Annotated in this window: 20 protein-coding genes and 2 pseudogenes; 11 read left to right on the forward strand and 11 right to left on the reverse strand. The window is 49.6% G+C overall.

The window, feature by feature from the left end; translation table 11 throughout:
- Positions 1-243 precede the first annotated feature (243 nt).
- Both CS369_RS09705 and CS369_RS25135 read right to left on the reverse strand, forming a co-directional pair.
- A complete protein-coding gene (locus CS369_RS09705; protein WP_196906918.1) occupies positions 244-903 on the reverse strand; it encodes a hypothetical protein in 660 nt (219 codons plus the stop codon).
- 21 nt (positions 904-924) lie between these two features.
- A complete protein-coding gene (locus CS369_RS25135) occupies positions 925-1,098 on the reverse strand; it encodes a leucine-rich repeat domain-containing protein (RefSeq protein ID WP_196906919.1) in 174 nt (57 codons plus the stop codon).
- Between the two features lie 954 nt (positions 1,099-2,052).
- On the opposite strand from CS369_RS25135, the gene CS369_RS09715 reads away from it, so the two are divergent.
- Complete coding sequence (locus CS369_RS09715) at positions 2,053-2,322, forward strand: hypothetical protein (protein ID WP_196906920.1); 270 nt, start codon at positions 2,053-2,055, stop codon at positions 2,320-2,322.
- Positions 2,323-2,995: 673 nt separating this feature from the next.
- Here CS369_RS09715 and CS369_RS09720 read toward each other — a convergent pair.
- From CS369_RS09720 to CS369_RS09750, 7 genes are all read right to left on the reverse strand, one after another.
- Positions 2,996-3,313, reverse strand: a complete 318-nt coding sequence (locus CS369_RS09720; RefSeq protein ID WP_196906921.1) for a hypothetical protein — start codon at positions 3,311-3,313, stop codon at positions 2,996-2,998.
- Positions 3,310-3,723 carry a DUF1835 domain-containing protein gene (locus CS369_RS09725; protein ID WP_196906938.1) on the reverse strand — a complete coding sequence of 138 codons (414 nt, stop codon included), beginning with the start codon at positions 3,721-3,723 and terminating at the stop codon, positions 3,310-3,312. Before CS369_RS09725 ends, CS369_RS09720 begins: the two co-directional genes overlap by 4 nt.
- Entirely contained in the window at positions 3,720-3,947 is a 228-nt protein-coding gene (locus tag CS369_RS09730) for a hypothetical protein (RefSeq protein ID WP_196906922.1), read from the reverse strand. Before CS369_RS09730 ends, CS369_RS09725 begins: the two co-directional genes overlap by 4 nt.
- 866 nt (positions 3,948-4,813) lie before the next feature.
- On the reverse strand, positions 4,814-5,785 hold the full coding sequence (gene cmoB, locus CS369_RS09735; protein WP_196906923.1) for a tRNA 5-methoxyuridine(34)/uridine 5-oxyacetic acid(34) synthase CmoB: 972 nt from the start codon (positions 5,783-5,785) through the stop codon (positions 4,814-4,816).
- Positions 5,782-6,525, reverse strand: a complete 744-nt coding sequence (cmoA, locus tag CS369_RS09740; RefSeq protein WP_196906924.1) for a carboxy-S-adenosyl-L-methionine synthase CmoA — start codon at positions 6,523-6,525, stop codon at positions 5,782-5,784. The genes cmoB and cmoA overlap by 4 nt, the downstream gene beginning before the upstream one ends.
- Before the next feature lie 124 nt (positions 6,526-6,649).
- Positions 6,650-7,045, reverse strand: a complete 396-nt coding sequence (locus tag CS369_RS09745; RefSeq protein WP_196906925.1) for an MAPEG family protein — start codon at positions 7,043-7,045, stop codon at positions 6,650-6,652.
- 190 nt (positions 7,046-7,235) lie between these two features.
- A complete protein-coding gene (locus CS369_RS09750; protein ID WP_196906926.1) occupies positions 7,236-8,048 on the reverse strand; it encodes a DUF72 domain-containing protein in 813 nt (270 codons plus the stop codon).
- A 393-nt stretch (positions 8,049-8,441) separates the two neighbouring features.
- Between CS369_RS09750 and aspS the strand changes: the two genes are divergently transcribed.
- The 6 genes from aspS to ruvB all read left to right on the forward strand — a co-directional run bounded on the left by aspS (position 8,442) and on the right by ruvB (position 13,716).
- Positions 8,442-10,226, forward strand: a complete 1,785-nt coding sequence (gene aspS / locus CS369_RS09755) for an aspartate--tRNA ligase (RefSeq protein ID WP_196906927.1) — start codon at positions 8,442-8,444, stop codon at positions 10,224-10,226.
- A gap of 6 nt (positions 10,227-10,232) precedes the next feature.
- The gene (gene nudB / locus CS369_RS09760; RefSeq protein ID WP_196906928.1) at positions 10,233-10,664 is read left to right on the forward strand and encodes a dihydroneopterin triphosphate diphosphatase; all 432 of its coding nucleotides are present in this window, start codon (positions 10,233-10,235) and stop codon (positions 10,662-10,664) included.
- 23 nt (positions 10,665-10,687) lie between these two features.
- Positions 10,688-11,413, forward strand: a complete 726-nt coding sequence (locus tag CS369_RS09765) for a YebC/PmpR family DNA-binding transcriptional regulator (RefSeq protein WP_196906929.1) — start codon at positions 10,688-10,690, stop codon at positions 11,411-11,413.
- Positions 11,414-11,479: 66 nt separating this feature from the next.
- A complete protein-coding gene (gene ruvC, locus CS369_RS09770; RefSeq protein ID WP_196906930.1) occupies positions 11,480-12,001 on the forward strand; it encodes a crossover junction endodeoxyribonuclease RuvC in 522 nt (173 codons plus the stop codon).
- An 82-nt stretch (positions 12,002-12,083) separates the two neighbouring features.
- Positions 12,084-12,704 carry a Holliday junction branch migration protein RuvA gene (gene ruvA / locus CS369_RS09775; RefSeq protein WP_196906931.1) on the forward strand — a complete coding sequence of 207 codons (621 nt, stop codon included), beginning with the start codon at positions 12,084-12,086 and terminating at the stop codon, positions 12,702-12,704.
- A gap of 10 nt (positions 12,705-12,714) precedes the next feature.
- Positions 12,715-13,716, forward strand: a complete 1,002-nt coding sequence (gene ruvB / locus CS369_RS09780; RefSeq protein ID WP_196906932.1) for a Holliday junction branch migration DNA helicase RuvB — start codon at positions 12,715-12,717, stop codon at positions 13,714-13,716.
- A gap of 7 nt (positions 13,717-13,723) precedes the next feature.
- On the opposite strand, the gene znuB is transcribed toward ruvB, so the two are convergent.
- Both znuB and znuC read right to left on the reverse strand, forming a co-directional pair.
- Positions 13,724-14,509 carry a zinc ABC transporter permease subunit ZnuB gene (gene znuB / locus CS369_RS09785; protein ID WP_196906933.1) on the reverse strand — a complete coding sequence of 262 codons (786 nt, stop codon included), beginning with the start codon at positions 14,507-14,509 and terminating at the stop codon, positions 13,724-13,726.
- Positions 14,506-15,264 carry a zinc ABC transporter ATP-binding protein ZnuC gene (gene znuC, locus CS369_RS09790; protein ID WP_196906934.1) on the reverse strand — a complete coding sequence of 253 codons (759 nt, stop codon included), beginning with the start codon at positions 15,262-15,264 and terminating at the stop codon, positions 14,506-14,508. The genes znuB and znuC overlap by 4 nt, the downstream gene beginning before the upstream one ends.
- 147 nt (positions 15,265-15,411) lie before the next feature.
- Between znuC and znuA the strand changes: the two are divergent.
- From znuA to CS369_RS24585, 4 genes and pseudogenes are all read left to right on the forward strand, one after another.
- A pseudogene (gene znuA / locus CS369_RS09795) lies at positions 15,412-16,440 on the forward strand (zinc ABC transporter substrate-binding protein ZnuA).
- 12 nt (positions 16,441-16,452) lie between these two features.
- A complete protein-coding gene (mepM, locus tag CS369_RS09800) occupies positions 16,453-17,814 on the forward strand; it encodes a murein DD-endopeptidase MepM (protein WP_196906935.1) in 1,362 nt (453 codons plus the stop codon).
- Between the two features lie 140 nt (positions 17,815-17,954).
- Positions 17,955-18,926 carry a lauroyl-Kdo(2)-lipid IV(A) myristoyltransferase gene (gene lpxM / locus CS369_RS09805; protein ID WP_196906936.1) on the forward strand — a complete coding sequence of 324 codons (972 nt, stop codon included), beginning with the start codon at positions 17,955-17,957 and terminating at the stop codon, positions 18,924-18,926.
- Between the two features lie 301 nt (positions 18,927-19,227).
- Positions 19,228-20,912: pseudogene (locus CS369_RS24585) on the forward strand (methyl-accepting chemotaxis protein).
- Positions 20,913-21,241 lie beyond the last annotated feature (329 nt).

Raw genomic sequence — 21,241 nt, forward strand, 5'->3', positions numbered from 1 at the left:
TTTAAGCAAGCCCAACATCAATCGAAAATCAGTGTTGCAAAAGCGGGGGTGACCATAGATTTTTTTCTTATACATTGCCTATAACCCATTATATCAACGGAGAAAAAGGCATAAAGTAAATAATAAGCAAAATTTTCTCCTAATAACGTGCAAGCAAATTGGGCACCGAGGATAAGGTGTTTTATGGCCTGGAGTGTGAAAATTCATTTAATAGTCACCCGCAACGAAGTGTTTTTTCTTGAATTATACCATCGAGTATACAATTATTGGTCCTGAATGATCTGAATTTTGGTCGGTGAGGCGCAATTTCTGAAGAGTTTCTACTGAAAGAGGATTGCCAAGAAGATCAATATCGGTTTTGTGTGACAAATTCATGATGCTGTCAGGTATTTCTTTTATTTGATTATATCTTAAGTCAATATATTTGGTTTTTTTAGATAATTTGCACAAGACATTGTCAATTTTATTATAACTTAAATCTATTCTTTGTAGTTTCTGAGGGCAGTTTGTGATTGCCCCTTCGATGTTATTTTTACTTAGATCTAAATACATTACGGAAGGCGGTAAGTTTTCGGGGTATTTCTTTAAGGCATTTTGGCATAGATATAATTCAGAGATGCTTTCGGGTAGGTTTTTAGGTAATGACACTAGGCTATTATTATAAAGTGATAAGAAAGTGAGATTTTTAGGAAGTGTTTCGGGTAAAATCGTCAGGCAATTGTTCATTACGAATAATTGTTGAAGGTTTTCAGGCAGTCGAGTTGGTAATTTATCAAGTTTATTGTTGCAAACATTTAACGCTATAAGCTGAACGAGGATAATATCGGGTAATGAACTCAGCTCTAGATCAGCTAAGTCAAGAGAAGTGCCTCCCCTTTCAAGGCAATCTTGCATTCTCAACATTGCGACGTTTCGTAGTTCTCCTCAACCTTGAGGAGCATTGTTCTCCCATGTTGACCAGATAGCTTGATACTGCTCCTTACTCGGTTGAGTTTGCGTAGATTCAGAAATATTACCTGCCTGAAAGGAATGTGTAGTTTCAAAATTATTTATTTGCGGGGTAACATGTAATAAATTGGTACTAGTAACATAATTCATGATTTTTACTCGTCAATATAATATAAGGTTTTCATGTTACGCTTCCCTCGTTGAATTCAATATAAAAAACAATTATGAAAAATGGCTCTAAAGCTGAGATTTATTATAACTATTTAAAAGTGTATTTACTAACGCTATTGCAGATTTTAAATAATTGCGAAGGGAAAGTATTCCAGAATGGGTTGTTTTGGGTTAGGACTGTTATATTTTTATACTTGATGCTGTCAGGGATGTGTTGTAAATTATTATTTCTAAGATCTACGTATTGAATGGAGCATGGAAAGGATTTGGGAAGGTGGTTTATTGAATTGTTTTTTAAATTCAGATGTTGGATTGAACATGGAAGCTTGCTTGGTAACGCATTTAATTGATTACCCTTCACGTTAAGATGCTCAATGGAATCGGGAAGATTATCAGGCAGGTTGCTTAATAGATTATTTTTCAGGTTTATATATTTAATTGATTTGGATAATCTATCCGGCAGTCTATTGATTTTATTGTTCCGTAGTTTTAGACATTGAAATGAATTCGGTAAGTTATTCTGTAATTTATTAAGCCGATTAAAACCCAAGTTTAGCTGTTCAATTGAAGTTGGCAAGTTATCAGGGAGATTATCTAATTTATTATTTCTTAAATCCAGGTGCTGTATGGAATTGGGTAAGTTATCAAGTAGACTACGTAATTCGTTGACGCGTAGATCGATAAATGTTATTGATTCTGTTAAAATTTAGGTCATTGGTGTAATTTATTGAGGCTTAAGTTTATATGTTGGATTAAGGGGGGAGGTTTTCAGATAAAACGTTTATTTTATTATAGTACAAGTCCAAATAGAGAAGTGAATTAGGAAGGTTATTAATCTCACCATTTAGTTTGTTAGATTTCATAAACAAGTGCGAGATAGATGCAGGCAATCGTGGGGGGAATTTATCAAAATTATTGTCGGATAAATTTAGTGTGGATAAATTGTTTGGTAGCGCGGTAAGTGTATTACAACTGGCGTTTAGTTCTCTAAGTTCTTCAGGTAGATTATCAGGTAAATTGCATAAAAAATTTCTTGATATATTCATTTTTTTGATGTGCGCAGGAATGATTTCAGATTCAATTTGCTTAGATCAAGAAAGTCATTTTTTCTTTCCAGAGAGTCATGCATTCGCGCTACTGGCACGTCTCGTTGTTCACCTAAACCTGCTGAGGCTTTTTTTCCATGAAGCCCAGATAGCATAATACTCTTCAGTCCGCGGCGATGATGCCACAACGCGAGAACATCTATTCGAACTTATAGTAGGCAGCGCTGGCGTTGTGTTCATTAACGATGCTGAATGTGAAAGATCGTTATTTTTAATCGTGAACATAGTAATCCCCCGCACAAACTGAGTTTCCTTTACTATGTTCTCCTATGCAGAGGTGTAAGTGATATCAAAAAAAGGAAATACTCAGATTGTATGATTTCCCATGCAGTTCCGAGTCGAGTAACAACTATATGATTACCAATTTTTTCTTTAAAAGGCGCACCACTGTAAAAATTCAATGCAGTGCATCACAAACCCCGACCAGAAGGCCGTGGATGATAACCGCGATGATTATTTACTCTGCTTGCATTGAAAACTACACTACGAATCCCGCCAAACTGGATGCCTATTATTGTCCACGGCCCAGTGTGCCTCTCGGGGGGTAAGGCAAACCCTGCCTACCCAGCGAGGCTGTGATGCAAAATCAAGCCAATAAGCGCTGCCTTGAAGTATGTCCTTGCCGAGCGGCATTAATTCCACCATCTGCTGGGCTTCTGTATCTGCTGCTGCGCTAATTCGTAACAATGGGTTTGCACCTGTTATCAATGGTCTGATGGCAGAATAGAACATCATGTCACCCATATAAGGCAGCGGATCACGATGGCTGATCAGTTCTCTGAATATATTTCTGAGACTGATGGGCCCGATTGCGCAATACAGTTTAATGACAGGCGTTCGGTCAGAGAAAGAACGTCGTTGATACCCGGCAATTCTTGCAATAATCGGCGCAAGGAACGCGAAAGATAAGGTAATGCGGCGTGTTCACGCTGAGCAAACGTAAAGAGCGCTGCCTGCGAGGGGGCGCACCAGGCAGACCAGGCTTGGTGCGCCAGTGTTATCGCATCGGCAGGCACCATCTTGCGTTGTGTCCAGAGCCAGGCCAATAAATCGGGTGATAACTGCCCCAGTCCAATAAAATGCTTCACGCCGGGTATATTGTCAACGGCGATAAGCTCGAGCTTTTGTGGTTGTTTTCGAGTGTTGAGAGTGTGCGGACCAGAAACAACTGGTCGTAAGGGTCGGCTTCGCACCACAACACCGCATGTTCAGCATCAGACAAACGTTGCCACTGCGCCTGTTCCTTGTCAAAACGACGGATGACGTTATCGGCGTCCAACTTAAATGCCTGCTGGATAAAAGTGCAGCGAGCCGAGCGGTAGTCGGCAAAGGGAATGTCCTGAACGGGCCCCATAGACAGTGGGTCTGTATAGCTATGAAATGTGCCGTGAAAACCCGCGAGTCGCAGACTGTGTTCAATATCATTGCCACAAAGCCAGTGCTGGGTTTTGCTTTCATCATCAGCAGCGAAATGGGGATGACGCAGGGCAAATGCTATGGATCAACATGCGCTTTGAGCTTCGGCCAACTGTCGAACCCTACATCACGCGCAATTAACCACTGTGCGCTGGCAAGGGTTAAGTCGGACGTTGGATTAAGGCGATGAAGTAGCACTAATTTTTCTGGCTCAAGGCCTGTTTTGAGGCGTTGCAACAGTTCTTTTGCGCGTTTGCGCTGTTGAACCAGTCTGATGTGACAATTACTTATCGGGTGTACAGACATACGAACTCCTTTCCAATACCTTATACGCATTCAGATGGGGAGTCGTAACCTTGAGGTTGCCTACTTGTCTTGAGCGCAGCCCTTTCCGCGGATGGCGGCGCAGATAACACCGGACCATCACTATATCCTGCGAGCGGGAGGGCTGCAATACGCACTTGGGTTAATGTCGCTGAAATATTATAAAGACGCTTTTTCTACCTCCGGGTTAATTACTGTTCGCTTAGTGATATCAAAAGCACTGATATTGATTCCACAACTCATGAATGTTAAAACTTTCTAAAAAAATGCTTAGCTTCTTTGGCTATTTTGTCCGCGCTACGTTTGACCTCATTTTCAACTTGTTGCTCAACACGTTCAGTTTCTCTTTTAACTTTTGGCACGAATCGATCGATTTCTCGACCTACTCGCTCGCCAATACTGGGGTTTTTACTCTCACTTGACTGAGTCAGTTTATTAATATCATCTTTTGACAGATTAAGATGAACTTGTTTTTCAATACAGGCGCGTGATTGGGCATTATCGAAGATAACTTTTGTTTTTTACCAGCCCCAATGTTGACTCTGTCCCAGTGCTTTCGTGTGAAGAATTCTGGGATTAAGAAATTGAGTGAGTCGAATGCGTAGCACTCGATGTGGACGATATCATATTGATGACTCCCTTTTGATAAGTGAGGGGATGATATGAGGAAAATAATAATTTTTATATCAGGTTATCGCCTTGTTTCATGTAACGTGATTATGCATTATGAAATTTTCCGAAAGTAAATATAAAGCGCAGTCAGAAATATCAAAAAGCAGATTCTGGACCCGGGCCAAATGTTGCGATAAATAGATAGTAAAACCCCAGCATAAAGCCGGGGCGAGATGCTACGGATTACGTGCCACGATCACGGCACGCAATGGCGCGGGGTAACCTTCGCAGGTTTTACAGTGATCGTTAGGATCGAGAAAATCGGCCAGTGATTCCGTGGTCATCCATGAGGTTCTGCGCTGCTCCTCGAGGGTAGTGACGCAATGATCGACGATACGCACATCGACAAAACCGCACTTTTCCAACCAGCGGACCAGTGCCGGGGCTGAGGGAATAAAGTAAACATTGCGCATTTGTGCGTAACGCTCGCCCGGTACCAGCACGGCATTCTCATCGCCCTCGATAACCAGCGTTTCCAACACCAGCTCTCCGGCGGAAACCAACTGATTTTTCAACTGCCACAGATGATCGAGCGGCGAGCGGCGATGGTAAAGCACGCCCATGGAGAACACGGTATCAAAGGCGGCGAGTTCTGGTTGTTGTTCGATACCAAGAGGCAATACATGCGCACGTTGATCGTTACCTAGCAGTTTGCGTACGGCTTCAAATTGGCAGACGAAAAGCTGCATCGGGTCGATGCCCACGGCCAGATGCGCACCAGCACCAACCATGCGCCACAGGTGATAACCGCTGCCGCAGCCGACATCCAGCACCAGACGGCCCTGTAAGGCGCTGATGTGAGGCGTCAGCCGCTCCCATTTCCAGTCGGAACGCCATTCGGTGTCAATATTAACACCATAAAGCGAATAGGGGCCTTTACGCCACGGCATCAGTTGACGCAGGCGCACTTCCAGCCCTTCACGCTGTCCATTGCTGAGATCCGGCTGTAACGCGGCGGTGACGCTGTGTTGCACATCTAGCTGCGAGGGTATTAGTTCAGGCAAGGCTTCAACAGCATTGAACCACTGTTTAAATTTGCCGTGCAGTGATTCCCGTTGCCATGCACTCAGTTGGGCTGGCAGCGTGTTTAACCAATGGCTCAATGGACCTTTTGCAATAAGCTGATAAAAATTGCCGAAATCGATCACGCCTTATCCTCAGCTTTTAGCGCCAGTAACGAACCAAAATTAAAGCACTGGAACCACACTTCGCTGTGTTGAAATCCAGCTTTTGCCAGACGAGATTTATGGGTTTCCACTGAATCGGTCAGCATGACGTTTTCCAGCATATTACGCTTTTGGCTGATCTCTAATTCGCTGTAGCCATTTGCCCGTTTGAAATCGTGGTGCATGTTAAATAACAGCTCACCTACCTTGTTATCTTCAAAGCCGAACTTCTCCGATAACACCAGCCCACCACCGGGGTTCAAGCCTTGATAGATACGCGTTAACAGCGTTTGCCGTTCTTCCGGTGCCAGGAATTGCAAGGTGAAGTTGAGCACCACCAAGGAGGCATTCTCGATGACAATATCGCGGATATCAGCCTCGATCACCTGGACGGGGGTGGCAGCGCGAAAAGCATCAATGTGGCGGCGACAGCGTTCAATCATCGCGGGTGAGTTGTCAACGGCGATAATGTTGCAGCCCGTGGCCTGAATATTACGCCGCATCGACAGCGCAGCGGCTCCCAGCGAGCAGCCCAGATCGTAAATCTGGGTATCGGGTTTGGCGAAACGTTCGGCCAACATGCCGATCATGGAAATTATATTCGAATAACCGGGGACGGAGCGCTGAACCATATCGGGAAAGACTTCAGCGACGCGTTCGTCAAAGGTCCAGTCACCGAGGTGGGCAATGGGAACAGAAAAAAGCGTATCGCGATTTGGCATGATGGACACGAAATTACAGTGCGGTTAATAAAAAAGGTGACACAGTCTAGCAAATACCGAGAAGAAAGTCTGTTTCCTTACGGCGCGCCATCGCACGTACGACGTACCAAAGCCACATGCACGGTTAATACAGCGTGAGCACCAATTCCCAGGGAAGGTAGTAAAGATTGAACAGCGACATCAATACCAGTGAAGTGTAGGTAGCGGCCATTCCGGTACGACGCCAGCGGAATTCACGTTGACGCAAGCCCACGTAGTGAAAGAGTCGGGCAATAATCAGCAACATACCGCACAGGTGGATCATGACGATCAACGCACCGTTCATTTCCATCAGCACCAGAAGAATAGCGCCGATGGGGAGGTATTCTAAGGCATTACCGTGCACCCGAATGGCGGTCTGTAATTCATAACAACCACCGTCTCCGTAAGCTACGCGGTATTGCATACGCAGTTTCACCACATCGAGAGACAGTTTTACCAGCAACAATGCGCTAAGCACCACATAGAGCGCGCTTACCATGTTCCACTCCATTGTCGGGCAAACATTGCCTGACAGAAAATATTAACCGACTTCGGCTGGCAGAATGATAGCTGTCTGCTGTCAGACTGTCGCCTGTAATGTCTGCTTTTAAAAAAAAACATTTCAAAACCTTAAGTTATAATAAAAAATGCTAAAAAAGTCTTTTAATACGTTGCTGTTTTATCTTTGTTTAAAATAAGGTGTCCTGTTGCGGCCAGTCAGGGCGCGGCGGACAGGCAGCGATAACCGGTTCTAACAACGGCCATATTGCCTGTGCCAGTGGGAGTACGTTGCCAATGTCAGGCGTATGGATAAATAGATACGGAGAATGCCCCTGCCAGAGTTTCAGTTTATCAACCCAGGGTGCAAACCAGAGCAAATTGTCTGCAATATCTTCATTACCAATGAAACGCATGGCGGGTTGTTGTGCGGTCAACAGCGCATGAACCGGCAAACGTGGTTTTTTCCGTTGGGCTTCCCGCAGGGCGGGCGTATCCGGCGGCGCGTGGTGTACCGGGTGGCTGTCGAGCATGATCCTGTCGATAGCGCGCTGCGCAAGCCCTTGGTTCAGTTGGCGTTCATTCTCACCTTTGGCAAAAAATGCAAGGTGGCGAACTTCCACGCCGTAGCTGAATTCCTGCGGCAGCGTATCGAGAAAACGCCATAAATCGGGGAGTTGCTCGGGCGAAAAGGCCGCAGGAAGCTGCAACCAGAATTGTCCAACACGCGAGGTGAGCGGTTGCAGGCAATGAAAAAACTGACGCGTTTCCTCTTCACAGTGGCGCACCCCCGCCTGATGGCTGATGGTGGCGGGAAATTTGAAACAGAAACGGAAACTGTCAGAGGTCATGTCCCGCCAACGCAATACGCTGTCGGCGCTGGGTAGCGCATAAAACGTAGTGTTGCCTTCCACACAGTTGAAATACAGCGTGTAGTCAGCCAGCGTGCGCAGTCCGAACTTGTGCCAGGTGGGATGTTGCCATTGTGGTAAGCTAATAAACATTCCTCTGCAACCCATTAACAGAGTGAGAGACAGTAAAACATTTTTTTACCGAGGGGGAATTCTCACAATTCTTGCGACATATCACTGCCCGGAAACCGCTTCACTCTTATCGTTCCGGGGAATATCCTTTATAATAGCCACCTTTTTTTACTGAACAGCAATCCAGAACAACCATTCCGCGCAAAAAAACACTGTTGTGATCGGATGTGTGGGGAAACGCCGCTGTGTTTGTGGAACCCGTGTGTTTTGTAGCGCCGATGGGTTTTATGGAGCCTGCGTTTTGCGCTCACTGTGACGATGCGGGCTGGCCGGTGCTCTCAGACGTGGTTGTTGTAGGTGTGATTATATCTCGTTGAGATGGTTTCTAGCGTGATTGCTCAAAAGGACATCGTAATGCGTACTGAATATTGTGGACAACTAAACGCGTCCCATGTGGGCCAGGAAGTGACATTGTGCGGTTGGGTTAACCGTCGCCGCGATCTGGGTGGTTTGATTTTTATCGATATGCGTGACCGCGACGGCGTGGTCCAGGTGTTTTTCGACCCCGATCGGCAGGATGCTTTCACTTTGGCGTCAGAACTGCGTAACGAATTCTGCATTCAACTGACCGGCGTGGTGCGTGCGCGCCCTGAAAGCCAGGTGAATAAAGATATGTCTACGGGCGAAGTGGAAGTGTTTGCGACCGCGCTGACGATTATCAACCGCTCAGAACCGCTGCCGCTGGACGCCAATCAAACCAACACCGAGGAAGCGCGTTTAAAATACCGCTATCTCGATTTACGCCGCCCTGAAATGGCGACGCGGTTAAAAACCCGTGCGCGTATTACCAGCTTTGTGCGTCGCTTTATGAACAGCCAAGATTTTCTGGATATTGAAACGCCGATGCTGACCAAAGCCACGCCGGAAGGAGCGCGTGATTACCTGGTGCCAAGCAGGGTGCATAAGGGCAAATTCTATGCGCTGCCGCAATCGCCGCAGTTGTTCAAGCAATTGCTGATGATGTCCGGTTTCGACCGTTACTACCAGATTGTAAAATGCTTCCGTGATGAAGACCTGCGTGCGGATCGCCAGCCGGAATTTACCCAGATTGACGTCGAAACCTCCTTTATGACGGCACCACAGGTGCGTGAAGTGATGGAGAAATTGGTACGCCAGCTCTGGCAAGAGATTTTGAGCGTCGATCTGGGTGATTTCCCGATCATGACGTTTGCTGAAGCCATGCGCCGTTTTGGCTCCGACAAACCTGACCTGCGTAACCCGCTGGAACTAGTGGATGTCGCCGATTTGCTTAAAACGATCGACTTTAAAGTGTTCTCCGGCCCGGCGAACGATGCCAAAGGCCGTGTAGCGGTGATTCGCGTACCGGGCGGTGCGCAATTGAGCCGCAAACAGATTGATGAATACGGCAAATTTATCGAGCTCTACGGTGCCATGGGTCTCGCCTATATCAAAGTGAACGAGAAGGCGAAAGGGCTCGAAGGCATTTCCAGTCCGGTGGCTAAATTCCTGAATGAAACGTTGCTGGCAGCGCTTTTGGAGCGCACGGCAGCCGAAGACGGAGACATTCTGTTCTTCGGTGCAGATAGCGCGAAAGTGGTGACGGATGCATTGGGTGCGCTGCGTCTTAAACTGGGACGCGATCTCGGCCTGACCAATCTGGCAAGCTGGAAACCGCTGTGGGTCATCGACTTCCCGATGTTTGAAGACGATGGCGAAGGCGGGTTGGCCGACATGCATCACCCGTTTACTTCACCGCGTGATATGACGCCTGAAGCCCTGGAAAGTAACCCGGTTTCCGCCATCGCTAACGCGTACGATATGGTTCTTAACGGCTATGAAGTGGGTGGTGGTTCCGTGCGTATTCACAGCAGCGCCATGCAACAGACGGTGTTCCGTATTCTGGGCATCAACGAGCAGGAACAGCGCGAAAAATTTGGCTTCCTGTTGGATGCATTGAAATACGGTACACCGCCGCATGCTGGTCTGGCGTTCGGTCTGGACCGTCTGGTGATGCTGTTGACCGGTACTGAAAACATTCGTGACGTGATCGCTTTCCCAAAAACCACCGCAGCAGCCTGTCTGATGACGGAGGCACCGAGTTACGCCAACCCGGCAGCCTTGGAAGAACTGTCTATTGCCGTGGTGACGAAAGCAAAACCTGTGCAGGATGTGGAGTAACAGCCGATGGCTTATAAGAGTCCCGTTTCGGCCCTGATCGTTATTTATGCTCAGGATACCGGACGGGTGCTGATGCTTCAGCGTCGCGACGATCCCGATTTTTGGCAGTCGGTTACCGGCAGCCTTGAGGAAGGTGAAACTGCGGCGCTCACCGCGCAGCGCGAAGTGAAAGAAGAAGTTAACATCGATATCGCCGCTGAGGGATTATCACTGTTTGACTGTCAGCGCTGTGTCGAGTTTGAGCTCTTTGCTCATTTGAGACGTCGCTATGCCCCTGGCATCACGCACAAAATGGAACACTGGTTCTGTCTGGCGTTGCCGAGTGAACGCGAGGTGATTCTCACCGAGCATCTTGCCTACCGTTGGTTAGCGGCGCAACTGACCAAATCGTGGAGCAACCGGCAGGCGATTGAAGAATTTGTTATTTATCCGGCCTGAAGAGGCTTTTTTCGGAGATTTTTATGGCAGGTCATAGTAAGTGGGCCAACACAAAACATCGTAAAGCGGCGCAGGATGCAAAACGCGGCAAAATCTTTACCAAAATTATCCGCGAACTGGTGACAGCGGCGCGTTTGGGCGGCGGTGATCCAGGCTCCAACCCGCGTCTGCGTGCGGCCATCGATAAAGCGCTCTCCAACAACATGACGCGCGATACCCTGAACCGTGCTATTGCGCGTGGTGTCGGTGGTGATGAAGACAACAACATGGAAACCATCATTTATGAAGGTTATGGTCCTGGCGGCACGGCGGTGATAGTGGAATGTCTGAGTGACAACCGTAACCGTACCGTATCCGAAGTACGCCATGCCTTTACCAAATGCGGTGGTAATCTGGGCACCGATGGTTCTGTTTCCTATCTATTCACCAAAAAAGGCGTTATCTCTTATGCGCCGGGCTTGGATGAGGATCAAGTGATGGACGCGGCGCTGGAAGCCGGTGCGGATGACGTCGTGACCTACGACGACGGCGTGATTGACGTCTTTACGCCGTGGGAAACCTTCGGTCAGGTGAAAGATGCGCTGGATGCTGCTGGTCTGAAATCCGAATCCGCAGAAGTATTCATGATCCCGTCGACCAATGCCGACATGGATGCCGATACCGCACCGAAACTGATGCGTCTGATCGACATGCTGGAAGACTCTGATGATGTGCAGGAAGTGTATCACAACGGTGAAATTTCCGACTAGGTAGCGGCAACACTGTAATGGTGTTTTCGCAGCTTGTGGTTAACGCGTCTACAGGGGGCGTGCGCTATGGCGCTAATTCTTGGCATCGACCCCGGTTCACGCGTTACCGGATATGGCATTATTCGCCAGCAAGGGCTTCAGCTCAGCTATGTCGGCAGCGGCTGTATTCGCACCGGGGTGGACGATCTCCCTACGCGATTGAAGCTGATTTATGCTGGGGTGAGCGAGATAATCACCCAGTTTCAGCCCGATTGTCTGGCGATTGAACAAGTTTTTATGGCCAAAAATGCGGATTCAGCCCTGAAACTGGGGCAGGCGCGCGGCGTGGCGATTGTGGCGGGTGTCAATCAAGGGTTACCCATTTTTGAATACGCTGCCCGGCAAGTAAAACAGACGGTTGTCGGCACCGGCGCGGCAGAAAAAAGTCAGGTGCAGCACATGGTGCGTACCTTGCTGAAGCTGTCAGCAAGTCCGCAGGCGGACGCCGCCGATGCGCTCGCCATCGCCATTACGCACTGTCATTTGAGTCAGAATCTGACACGTATCGGCCCCGACAGGTTGAATTTAGTGCGCGGGCGACTGCGTTGAACATCAGGCTGGATATTCATCCAGCCTTTTTTATGCTATAAACTAGCAAAAAGGTTTTAACGTAACGAAAAGGAAAGTCAACGTGATTGGTCGTCTCAGAGGCATTATTCTGGAAAAACAACCGCCGCAGGTGCTGATCGAAGTCAACGGGGTTGGCTACGAGGTCCACATGCCGATGACCTGCTTTTATGAACTGCCCGATTTGAACCAGGAAGCGGTCATTTTCACCCAGTTTGTAGTGCGGGAAGATGCACAGTTATTGTTTGGTTTTAACAACAAGCAAGAACGTGCGTTATTTCGTGAGTTGATTAAAACCAACGGCGTTGGACCGAAACTGGCGCTGGCAATCCTCTCAGGGATGTCCGCGCAGCAGTTCGTGAGGGCCGTTGAACGAGAAGAGATCGCTACGTTGATCAAACTGCCGGGCGTCGGAAAGAAAACGGCAGAGCGGTTGGTAGTAGAAATGAAAGACCGCTTCAAGAGTATGAGTGGAGACCTGTTTAATCCCGCTACCATTGATGTTCCTTTCAGCAGTTCAGCATCCACCGCAGCGCCAGAAGAAGATCCGGAAAGTGAAGCGGCTTCAGCGCTGGTGGCTTTGGGGTATAAACCGCAGGAAGCCAGCCGGATGGTATCCAAAATCGCGCGACCCGGTGTGGACTGTGAGACGCTGATCCGCGAAGCGCTGCGTGCGGCACTGTAAGGGGATTGCCATGATTGAAGCCGACCGCCTGATCTCTGAGCAAGAAATGCCTGAAGAAGAGATCATTGACCGTGCGATCCGTCCGCGCATGCTGGCGGAATACGTCGGACAGCCTCAGGTGCGCGAGCAGATGGAAATCTTTATTGAGGCGGCACGTAAACGGGGTGATGCACTGGATCACTTGCTGATTTTTGGTCCGCCCGGTTTAGGAAAAACCACGCTCGCCAATATCGTTGCCAATGAGATGAACGTGAACCTGCGCACCACATCAGGCCCGGTGTTGGAGAAAGCCGGCGACTTGGCCGCACTGTTGACCAACCTTGAACCGCATGATGTGTTGTTTATCGATGAAATCCACCGATTATCGCCCGTGGTGGAAGAGGTGCTCTATCCCGCGATGGAAGATTATCAACTGGATATCATGATCGGTGAGGGACCCGCTGCGCGTTCGATTAAACTCGATCTTCCTCCGTTTACCCTGATTGGCGCGACGACCCGTGCTGGCTCTTTGACGTCACCACTGCGCGATCGTTTTGGTATTGTGCAACGGCTCGAATTCTACAAGGTCGAGGATTTACAGCATATTGTCGGCCGCAGCGCGGCATGCCTTGGGCTGAATCTTACCGATGAGGGGGCGTTAGAAGTGGCTCGACGCTCTCGCGGCACACCACGTATTGCCAACCGTTTGCTGCGACGGGTCCGTGATTACTCAGAGGTAAAATCGAGTGGAGCCATCAATGCCGAAACTGCGAGGCTGGCGTTGGATATGCTGGCGGTAGACACGGAAGGCTTCGATTATATGGATCGTAAACTGCTGCTGGCCATCATCGATAAATTTACCGGTGGGCCGGTGGGTCTGGATAATCTGGCGGCGGCCATTGGTGAAGAGCGGGAAACCATTGAAGATGTGCTAGAGCCTTACCTGATTCAGCAGGGCTTTATTCAGCGTACTCCGCGCGGACGTATTGCCACCGCGCACGCGTATCGCCATTTCGGTATCGATAGAACCTGACCCGCCTTCAGGCGGGTTGTTTGCGAATCAGACTCAGCATAAACAGAAACGAGGCGCTGAGCACCACAGAAGGACCCGCTGGGGTGTTGTAAAAGGCGGAGAAGATCAGGCCGTCGGTCACGGCGAGCATCCCCAGTACCACCGCCAACCCCGCCATCTGCTCCGGCGTGCGCGCAAAACGGCACGCGGTGGCGGCAGGAATGATCAGCAATGAAGTGATGATCAGCGCACCGACAAATTTCATTGCCAGCCCGATGGTCAAGGCGGTTACCAGCATCAGGATTAAACGGGTGTGCTGTAAATTGACACCGTCTACGTATGCCAACTCCTGGTTGATGGTCATGGAAAGCAATGAACGCCATTGCCAGCACATGATGGCAATCACCACCAGCACGCCCGGTCCAATCAACCACAAATCCTGCGTCGTTACCGACAGCAAATCACCAAATAGGTAGGCCATCAAATCAACACGAATGTTGTTCATCAGGCTAACCACCACCAGTCCTAACGACAGCGAGCTGTGCGCCATGATGCCAAGCAGCGTGTCGATGGCAAGATACGGGCGTCGTTCAAGCCACACCAATCCCAGTGCCAGCAGCAGTGTTACCAGAATCACAGAGTAATAGACGTTGATATCCAGCAGAAAACCGATGGCAACACCCATCAGAGAGGCATGGGCCAGCGTATCACCGAAGTAAGACATACGTCGCCAGACCACGAGCGAACCGAGCGGACCCGCCGCGCATGCGAGAAAAATACCGGCCAGCCAACCGGGGAGCAAAATGTCAATCATGCGTCGTTGCTGCCCTGTCGTTTTAAAATAATGCGTCCATTTAAATCGTGACGATGATTATGGTGGCGGCGATATACCGCCAGTTGCTCTGCGCCACGCGGGCCGAACATGGCGAGAAATTGAGGATGCAGAGAGACGACCTCTGGCGCACCGGAACAGCACACATGCTGATTCAGGCACAGTACTTCGTCGGTTTTAGCCATCACCAAGTGCAAGCCGTGCGAAACCATCAATACGCCGCAGTTAAACTCCTGCCGCAACTGGTTGATAAGGTCGTACACTGCCAATTGTCCGTTGACATCCACCCCCTGTGTCGGCTCGTCCAACACCAGCAATTGGGGCTGATTGAGTAGCGCACGTGCCAGCAACACCCGCTGTGTCTCGCCACCCGAGAGCTTTTGCATCGGTTGATCCAACAAACGAGCGGCCTGTACTCGCTTGAGCGCAGGCAAAATATCCTGTTGCTTAACGCCAGGACGTAACCGCATAAAGCGACCCACGGCCAAGGGCAGGGTAACATCCAGATGCAGTTTTTGTGGCACGTAGCCAATGCGTAAATTCGGTTGCTTGTGCAGGGTGCCTGCCGTGGGCGACAGCAGTCCGAGCACCACGCGTACCAGCGTGGATTTTCCTGCGCCATTGGGCCCAAGCAGCGTGAGAATGCGGCCCGATTGCAGGTTTAGCGAAATGTCGCTAAGCACGTTACGTTCACCAAAGGCGACGGAAATGCGATCGAGCGAAACGAATGTAGACATAAAATTTAGTTTGCATAGTGTCTGTGACGTTATAATATTACAAAATTAACGGTAAATGAATGAGAAAACACGGATGCCAGCCAGCTTCACACCGAAAAAATCGCCAAATGAACAAAAATTGAAAGCCCTGTTTGTCGCGGGTGCACTATTCTTTGCGGGTATCACTGTTTCTTTGCGGGTATCACTGTTGAAAGTGCTCAGGTGGCGGTCGTTATTTCCGTTCGTCCTCTCGGGTTCATCGCGGCGGCCATCGCCGATGAGGTAACGCCAACGGAGGTGCTATTGCCGGATGGCGCATCTCCTCACGATTATGCCCTGCGCCCGAGCGATGTCCAGCGTTTACAGTCGGCAGAGCTGGTTATTTAGGTTGGGCCGGAAATGGAAGCCTTTTTAACCAAGCCGCTGGCATCCCATTCCGCCGCACCACAGATTTCGTTGGCAAGCTTGCCTGCCATTCAGAGCGCGCTGATAAAAGAGAGTGAGCATCACGAGGATGAGCATGCTGAAGCGGAAGAGCACGAGCATCATGACGCCGCAGATCATGATGACACCGATCATCAACACGAGCATGAACACGCGCATGGAAATGCTGATGCTCACCACGACCATGGCGCAAATGATGACGCAGACGCCCACGAAGGGCATCATCACGGCGAGTACAATATGCACATTTGGCTGTCCCCGGAGATGGCAAAACAGACTGCAATCGCAATTCATGCAAAATTATTGGAACTAATGCCACAAAAGAAAGACAAACTAGACGCGAATCTGCTTAATTTTACAGATCAACTCGCGCAGACAGAAGAAAAAGTTATTAATATGCTGGCACCTGTCAAGGGGAAGGGCTACTTCGTGTTTCACGATGCCTATGGCTATTTTGAGAAGCATTTCGGGTTAAGCCCGCTAGGCTATTTCACTATCAACCCAGCCATTCAACCCGGTGCACAGCGTTTACACCAGATACGAACACAACTGGTTGAGCAGAAGGCTGTATGTGTCTTTGCTGAGCCACAATTCAGGCCAACGGTTATCAACGCTGTTGCCAAAGGTACGGATGTACGCACTGGCGTACTGGATCCATTGGGAAGCAACATTGCACTAAGTAAGGACAGTTATGCCGAGTTTCTGTTACAGCTGTCCGATCAGTATAGCCGCTGCCTGGAGAAGAGATCATGAGGATGCCGATAAGTGCAGCAGATAGTCCGAACTATCGCTATAGCGTATAACAACTTGCCGCGACCCCATCGCATAATGCTGGGGTCGTTGAGTGTCATCACCCTGGCTGTCGCCGTTTGGCGGCCTGTTGTCTATCCCCCCGCTGATGATACGCCTGTTACCGTCAAAGAAGCCCCGATTAACACTGTTCTCACACCCATTCAAACCGTTACGCAACCACAGACGCTCGCGCCTGAGGCTAGTGAGCCGATGGATAGCGAAAGCATAGAGCAACCGACGCCGCCAGTGGCGATTCCAGCGGATGAGCTGGGTACTACCGGCAGTGATGACAGCAGTGTGCATGAATATGTGGTGTCGACGGGTGATACGCTGAGCAGTATTTTAACCCAGTACGGCATTGATATGGTTGACGTGTCGCTGCTGGCTGATAAACACGACGACCTGCGTAATCTCAAAATCGGGCAGCAACTCTCCTGGGCGGTCAACGATGACGGTGAGTTGCAGAGCCTGACATGGCAGATTTCGCGCCGAGAAACCCGTATCTACGAGCGCGGTGATAACGGTTTTAAAGAACGTGTTGAGATGCAGAAAGGGGAGTGGCACAACCGCGTTATCAACGGCCGCCTGAGTGGCAGTTTTGTGCAGAGCGCCAAAGCGGCGGGGTTGACTGACATTGAAGTCAGTGCGGTGATCAAGGCGCTGCAATGGCAACTCGATTTCCGCAAACTGCACAAAGACGATAATTTCTCGGTATTGCTGTCTCGGGAAATTCTCGATGGCCGCAGTGAACAGAGCGAATTGATCGGTGTTCGTCTTAACACTGGCGATAAGGATTACTTTGCTATCCGCGCGGCAGACGGCAAGTTCTACGATCGGGAAGGGTCAGGGTTAACCCGTGGCTTCATGCGTTTCCCTACCATGAAGCAATTCCGCGTCTCTTCGAATTTTAATCCGCGTCGTCTCAATCCGGTCACCGGGCGAGTGACGCCGCACCGTGGTGTGGATTTTTCCATGCCAGTAGGGACTCCGGTGCTGTCGGTTGGGGATGGTGAAGTGGTAGCCGCATCGCGCGGGCCGGATACTGGCAACTTCGTTGAGATCCGTCACGGGCTCCAATATACCACGCGCTATATGCACTTAAATCGCCTGCTGGTGAAACCCGGACAGAAAGTGAAACGCGGAGATCGTATTGCGCTCTCAGGCAATACCGGACGCTCAACTGGCCCACATTTGCACTATGAGTTCTGGATCAACCAGCAAGCGGTGAACCCGTTGACGGCGAAACTACCGCGCTCGGAAGGGTTGGCGGGTCAGGAGCGTCGCGAGTATCTGTCGCAGGTCAGAGAGGTGACTCCGCTGCTCAAGTTTGATTAATATCTGGCATTGTTAATCTTCAGCCGACAGCTTGCTGTCGGCTGTTTTATTTATACCCGTCATGCGTTTATAGGTAAGATGATTGCAAAACCTGACCGGACAATTATCATTACCCTATGTTGTATATGAAGAGTTAAGGCATGAATACAGAGAAAAAAAATAGCGCTGAGTTTATCCCCGAGTTTAAACGCGAATTTTATCTACCGCGTTATTGGGGAGTCTGGCTAGCCACAGGAGCCATGGCGGCAACCGCTTATGTACCCGCTCGCTGGCGCGACCCGGTTTTAGGACAGTTGGGCAAACTGGTAGGACGGTTTGCCAAAGGCGCGAGAAGACGAGCCAGAATCAATCTGCTCTATTGTTTTCCTGAACTGTCGGAATCGAAGCGGGAAGCGATTATCGACAGGATGTTTGCTACCGCACCGCAGGCGATGGTGATGATGGCCGAGGTGGCGGTTCGTGGTCCGGCTTATGTGCAGAAAAAACTGCGCTGGCACAGTTGGGAAACCGTCGAAGCGCTTCAGCAGCAAGAGCGCAATATCATCTTTTTGGTGCCTCATGGGTGGGGCGTTGATATTCCCGCCATGCTGATCTCTGCCAAAGGCCAAAAAATTGCGGCAATGATGCATAATCAAAAAAATCCGCTGGTGGATTATCTGTGGAACAGCGCACGCCTTTGTACTAATGGTCGAGTTCATGCCCGAAATGATGGCATCAAGCCTTTTGTGAGCTCAATTCGTAATGGTTACTGGGGCTATTATCTGCCCGATCAGGATCACGGTCCTGAACACAGCGAATTTGTTGATTTTTTTGCCACCTACAAAGCTACCTTACCCGCTATCGGTCGTTTGATGAAGGTCTGTAAAGCCTCCGTGGTACCGCTGTTTCCGGTGTATAACGCCGCAGAAGGGGTACTGGATGTGGTGATCCGTCCTCCAATGGATGATTTACTTGAGGCGGATGACGTCCAGATTGCACGCCGGATGAATGAAGAAGTCGAACAATTGGTCAGCCCGAACCCGGAGCAGTACACCTGGATTTTGAAGCTGTTGAAAACCCGCAAACTGGGTGAGACAGAACCCTACTGCCGGGACGATCTCTTTCGCGACTAAGTTGCTCTCTAGACAACGCAACGGTAACAGGCGCCAGCCTGTTACCGAGTATGCTGTATTACCCTCTGCTGTCCCTCTTGGTACCCACCGCTAAATTACATGTTTTTTTAATTATAATAAAAATATTTTAACGTAACCATCAAGTGTATCAATAACATGTCGATAACCTTAACGCATTGAGCGTTACACAACTATGGACAATCACGGCCCGCAGGTAGACTTGCGCGGTTTCCACGCAAGGAAGCATGAATTTGGTTCACCCCGATGAACCCCTAATCATTACCTTTCCAGGGCAAATATTATGAATTTTATCCGCGATGCCAAAATAAGAACCATCCTGTTGCTTATCCTGATCCTGTTTTGCTTGCTGTGGGGCTGTGTTTCGGGCGTTCGCTCTCTACTCGCTTAGCCAGCTTAACGATGAAATTGATCTCACCAACGTACAGCAAATCAACGGCGACATTATCAATGGTGCCATCGGTCAATATTACCGTGCGAAAAGCGCATTGGATCGCGCCGCTGAAGCGAAAACCAGTAACAACCCAACGTTACTCGCTACTGAATTGCGCACGGCAGAGGAAGAGTTGGCCCGTTTAAAACTGGGCCTGGACACTTTTAAGGTGACCGATCACGCCAATATCAATAACGCGACGGTAGATGAAATCTATAAAAGCTCCTATCGGCTGTATAGTCAGGCCATGGTTCCGATGTATGAGGCGTTGAAAGGCGAGCGTGCGGATACCTTTCAACAGATTTCCAGTGGCGCTTATCGCGAACTGCGTCTTGATTTCACGACGGCTATCGACAAATAAAACGCGGTTATCGCTGATTTGAAAGAGCAGGCACAGAAGCGCATTAGCGGTTGGGTGTAGTGGTGCAAACGTATCCTGATTGCCGCACTGACCATAGGCGCGGTAATTGTGGTGTTGACCGATCGCTATCTGGCGGCGTTCGTGGTTCGTCCGTTGGAGCGCATTCAGCAGCACCTGGAAGTATTGGCTGAGGGCATTTTGCATACGCCTTTGGAGCAGATGGGGAAAAACTGTGTTGGCAGGTTGGCTCCTTTCGTTCAGCAAATGCAGAACAACTGGGTGAAGACCGTATCGGATATTCGCGGTAGTGCAGAAGAAATTTATCGCAGCGCCGGGGAAATTGCGTCGGGCAACACCAATCTTTCATCGCGTACCGAAGAGCAGGCATCAGCGTTAGAGCAAACGGCTGCCAGCATGGAGCAGTTGAGCGCAGTGGTGAAACAAAATGCGGATAACGCCAATCAGGCCAGTCTGGTCGCGAAGAATGCTTCGCAGACTGCAAATGAAGGCGGTGATATCGTTAACGGTGTGATCAAAACCATGAGCACGATCAGCAGCAGCTCGCAAAAAATTGCTGATATCATTTCCGTGATTAACGGCATTGCCTTCCAGACCAACATCCTGGCGCTGAATGCGGCCGTTGAAGCCGCACGCGCAGGCGAACAAGGGCGATGTTTTGCTGTAGTGGCAGGAGAGGTGCGTAACCTGGCCCAGCGCAGCGCTCAGGGGGCGAAAGAGATTGAAACGCTGATCGATGAATCCGTCAATAATGTCAAAATTGGCTCGGATCAGGTGGCGCTGGCAGGTAGCGCAATAGAGAATATCGTCAAAGCGGTGACCAGTGTAACGGACATCATGGGTGAGATTGCTTCTGCATCGAGCGAACAGAGCAAAGGGATTAGCCAGGTAGGGCAAGGCCGTGGTGGAAATGGATAGCGTGACACAGCAGAACGCGGCGTTGGTTGAACAATCGGCTTCCGCTTCTGCTTCGCTGGAAGAGCAGGCACGTTATCTCAATCAGATCGTTTCTATCTTCCAATTGGCGACGGTGGGATCAGTGCCAAAAGCTGTGACGGTACGCAAACCGGTAGCCGCCAGCCCAGTGCCGGTATTAGCTGCGCAAAAACCTGCCCCCAAAATTGGGAAACGTTTTAAACGCAGCCGTTCGCAGTAAAAAAGTAATAAGAAATAGAGTGCCAGCCCCGTCGTCCTCGGTGGAAATAACAAACTCGCATCCGTCATCCTCGGCGAAAGTCGGGGATCTCTGTCAGAAAGAACGCGTTTCCCTTGTGCGAGATTCCTGCCTTCGCAGGAATGACGATGGTGGGCGGGGATGACTGGAAGTAGGCGGAAACAACTGTTTTAGATAAGTTTGTTACCAAAATAAAAGCCCCTGATTCAGGGGCTAATGAGATGGTCACCCCCACCCTGTAGTGGTACGCTGACAGGGTGTTTTTCTTTCAGGAGAGGCCATCATGGAAAATGTTGCACTTATTGGTATCT

This window comes from Candidatus Symbiopectobacterium sp. 'North America', from assembly GCF_015762685.1.
Taxonomy (GTDB): Bacteria; Pseudomonadota; Gammaproteobacteria; order Enterobacterales; family Enterobacteriaceae; genus Symbiopectobacterium.

Excerpts from the sequence above, each read along its gene's own strand:
- CS369_RS09745 (WP_196906925.1), bottom strand. The coding sequence starts at position 7,045 with ATGGTAAGCGCGCTCTATGTGGTGCTTAGCGCATTGTTGCTGGTAAAA.
- ruvC (WP_196906930.1), top strand. The coding sequence starts at position 11,480 with ATGGCGCTAATTCTTGGCATCGACCCCGGTTCACGCGTTACCGGATAT.
- lpxM (WP_196906936.1), top strand. The coding sequence starts at position 17,955 with ATGAATACAGAGAAAAAAAATAGCGCTGAGTTTATCCCCGAGTTTAAA.
- CS369_RS09730 (WP_196906922.1), bottom strand. The coding sequence starts at position 3,947 with ATGTCTGTACACCCGATAAGTAATTGTCACATCAGACTGGTTCAACAG.
- nudB (WP_196906928.1), top strand. The coding sequence starts at position 10,233 with ATGGCTTATAAGAGTCCCGTTTCGGCCCTGATCGTTATTTATGCTCAG.
- znuC (WP_196906934.1), bottom strand. The coding sequence starts at position 15,264 with ATGTCTACATTCGTTTCGCTCGATCGCATTTCCGTCGCCTTTGGTGAA.
- ruvB (WP_196906932.1), top strand. The coding sequence starts at position 12,715 with ATGATTGAAGCCGACCGCCTGATCTCTGAGCAAGAAATGCCTGAAGAA.
- CS369_RS09705 (WP_196906918.1), bottom strand. The coding sequence starts at position 903 with ATGTTGAGAATGCAAGATTGCCTTGAAAGGGGAGGCACTTCTCTTGAC.
- CS369_RS09765 (WP_196906929.1), top strand. The coding sequence starts at position 10,688 with ATGGCAGGTCATAGTAAGTGGGCCAACACAAAACATCGTAAAGCGGCG.
- znuB (WP_196906933.1), bottom strand. The coding sequence starts at position 14,509 with ATGATTGACATTTTGCTCCCCGGTTGGCTGGCCGGTATTTTTCTCGCA.
- CS369_RS25135 (WP_196906919.1), bottom strand. The coding sequence starts at position 1,098 with ATGAATTATGTTACTAGTACCAATTTATTACATGTTACCCCGCAAATA.
- CS369_RS09750 (WP_196906926.1), bottom strand. The coding sequence starts at position 8,048 with ATGTTTATTAGCTTACCACAATGGCAACATCCCACCTGGCACAAGTTC.
- aspS (WP_196906927.1), top strand. The coding sequence starts at position 8,442 with ATGCGTACTGAATATTGTGGACAACTAAACGCGTCCCATGTGGGCCAG.
- cmoA (WP_196906924.1), bottom strand. The coding sequence starts at position 6,525 with ATGCCAAATCGCGATACGCTTTTTTCTGTTCCCATTGCCCACCTCGGT.